This window comes from Bradyrhizobium sp. (assembly GCF_049581145.1).
Taxonomy (GTDB): Bacteria; Pseudomonadota; Alphaproteobacteria; order Rhizobiales; family Xanthobacteraceae; genus Bradyrhizobium.
Window position 1 is genome coordinate 1 of record NZ_JBAURI010000279.1, and the last position, 2,273, is coordinate 2,273.

At 57.7% G+C, this 2,273-nt stretch carries 3 protein-coding genes; all 3 read right to left on the reverse strand.

Translation table 11 applies throughout. From position 1 onward, the window contains the following. Nucleotides 1-392 (reverse strand): hypothetical protein (locus WCB02_RS09275; protein ID WP_423957703.1); only part of this gene is annotated, 392 nt, incomplete at its 3' end. A gap of 80 nt (nt 393-472) precedes the next feature. Then, nucleotides 473-1,294, reverse strand: coding sequence for a DUF3037 domain-containing protein (locus tag WCB02_RS09280; protein ID WP_423957704.1), 822 nt, complete (start codon nt 1,292-1,294; stop codon nt 473-475). Nucleotides 1,295-1,331: 37 nt separating this feature from the next. Beyond that, nucleotides 1,332-2,198 (reverse strand): HipA family kinase, encoded by an 867-nt coding sequence (locus tag WCB02_RS09285; protein WP_423957706.1) that lies wholly within the window; start codon nt 2,196-2,198, stop codon nt 1,332-1,334. Nucleotides 2,199-2,273 lie beyond the last annotated feature (75 nt).

Here is a 2,273-nt window from a genome sequence, read left to right on the forward strand (position 1 = left end):
TCTTCGATCACCTGCTCGATCATCGTGCGAAAGCTGTCAGATTCATTTGGCAGGTCCAGCGCCTTACTCAGTGATGCCGCGCGCTGCACGCGATCGCCTGCCACGTCCTCGCCCGCGCCCCGCCGCACCTCGATTTGCCAGTCCATGCACGCAATCCGGTCCTTAATGCAGTTGATCGCCCGGCGCGCGACCGGCGTCTCCGCAAATCTGCGAAGGTTCGCTGCAGTCGGTTTAGGAAGTGCGTTCTGCACTCCCGTCGTCCGGAAGGGCGCGAAAATCGAGCTCATCCCCAGCGGAGCTACGGCTGTCTTACGCTCACCCACGTTGTCTGCCGATGCTGCCACGCCGGCAACTCGTTCCCAAATATCTTTAACTGCCGCTCCCAAACCCATTCCGATCTCCCTCTTAAACGCAAGAGGCGCAACCGTTAGGGTCACGCCTCGTCTACATAAGTTCGCCGATCTATGTGGTGCTAAACCCTTAACTCTCGCTTTGCCGTATCCGCAACCCTTCCCATATCCGCGACCGTCAAGACGCGTATTGCCTCTCGTTCCATGACGCTTACGCCGAATCCATATTGTTCCTGGTCCGCAATCGACGCGATCCTCTCCACCACAGCCGTCAGTTCCAGTTCGACGCCTTCGCTGTTCAACACACCTGCTCGCAAAGCGTCCGCTGAATAAGCCATGCTCTTCGCCCCTTCAACATCATTCTCCAGCGACACTGCTTGAAACATCCGCACCTTCCCATTGCGATAACCACAGTCGATCTTCATCGGATCACCGGCCTGCGTGTAGGCCGCAGCCGCAATCTTCTTGCGCATCAACCGCCAAACACCCGCCTGTTCAAATGCAGTCCGCATGGTGGAAACGATCGCGACGCGCCCGCTCGCCTTCCTACGCGTCGACGGTGCCTTCAACGGTTCCACGTACATCCGCAACAGCTGCTCCAACTCCGCGGGAAAACTCTCCGCCAGCGTTCCCTTCATCTCCGTCAGCTGAATGCTGTTCGATAGCGAGTCCTCCAACGTGTCCAACATTGGCTTCGCGTTTACCTTCAGCTCTACCCCAGCTTGGAGCCGCAGCCCGATTTCTGACTCCAACGATTCCAGTAACTCCACATCGGCATCCGGATCCATGCATCGCACCCTGCTCCAGTCGCGGGTAAATCGCACCGTCGCCGTTTCATCCCGCCCAGCTTCGCGCAGCACCACGCCAATGTTCGCAAACTCTCCCTTCACCACATCCGGCACATACCGGATGAGAGAAAATTCGCACTGGAGCCGCTCGCGCAATAAAACCTCCACAATCTCCAAGTACGAATCGCTTACCCTACATTACAAATTTTGCGGGGTTCGCGATCATCTCGAATCCCCTCGGCATCACAATATTCTTCGCCATTCCCCAGAGTGGGAACGGTTCCCGATCTGACTCCCGAAACTGTCCAATCAATTCTCTTACCCGCGACCTACGCTGCAATAGCGACTCCATCAAACGCTCAAGCACACCGAGATCCCCACCGTACCACTCAGGAGGAATCTCCTCGGCAACCTTACCCAGCTCATCTTCCGAAAACTCCTCAACCCTGCTCAACCAAGGCTCAAAACTCTCCCATCCTCGAACGCCTGCATAAACCTGGTTGCGGGCGAACACACCGCGCAGCGGCGCGTCCGGAAACGTCCAGTCGCCCGCATTGAAACAGTAACCCTGGTCGATGAACGTCGCCCTGTACTTTCGTTCCCGTGGCCGACGCTCGAACACAGCCTGCCGCCCGTTGCAATTCCCCGTCCACTTATCCACGACCAACATCCCGGCAAACTCCGCCAGGTTTCGAACCTCATCCATCTGCGGCTCCGGCAGATAATCAACCACCTGTCCCGGCATCAAACCCCCGACAAACCGGCTTCCAAACTGCAGGCCGCCGGCACATCGCTCGCGAAGGCCCCGCCCGAGATCCACCACCATCTCCGCGCTATTCCTAATCAACCATTCGCTAACCTCGACTACGTCCGTCTTCGGCACCGACAGTCCGACGGCCTCCGCAATCCGTGTCGCAATTAATTCATTCGCCAGCACCCGCAAATGCTGCGGATTGTTCTTGAACTTCACCACCCACAAGTTTCCATCCGCACCCAGCATCAATTGGCTCTGTGCTCCACCGCGCATCCGCCGGATTGCCTGCACCGCCGTTACTGCCAACGTCCATCACCTAGCTTCACCTTATCCCATTTGCAGAGTGTCCACCGAAGCCGCCCCTCAACATCTCCGCCCTCA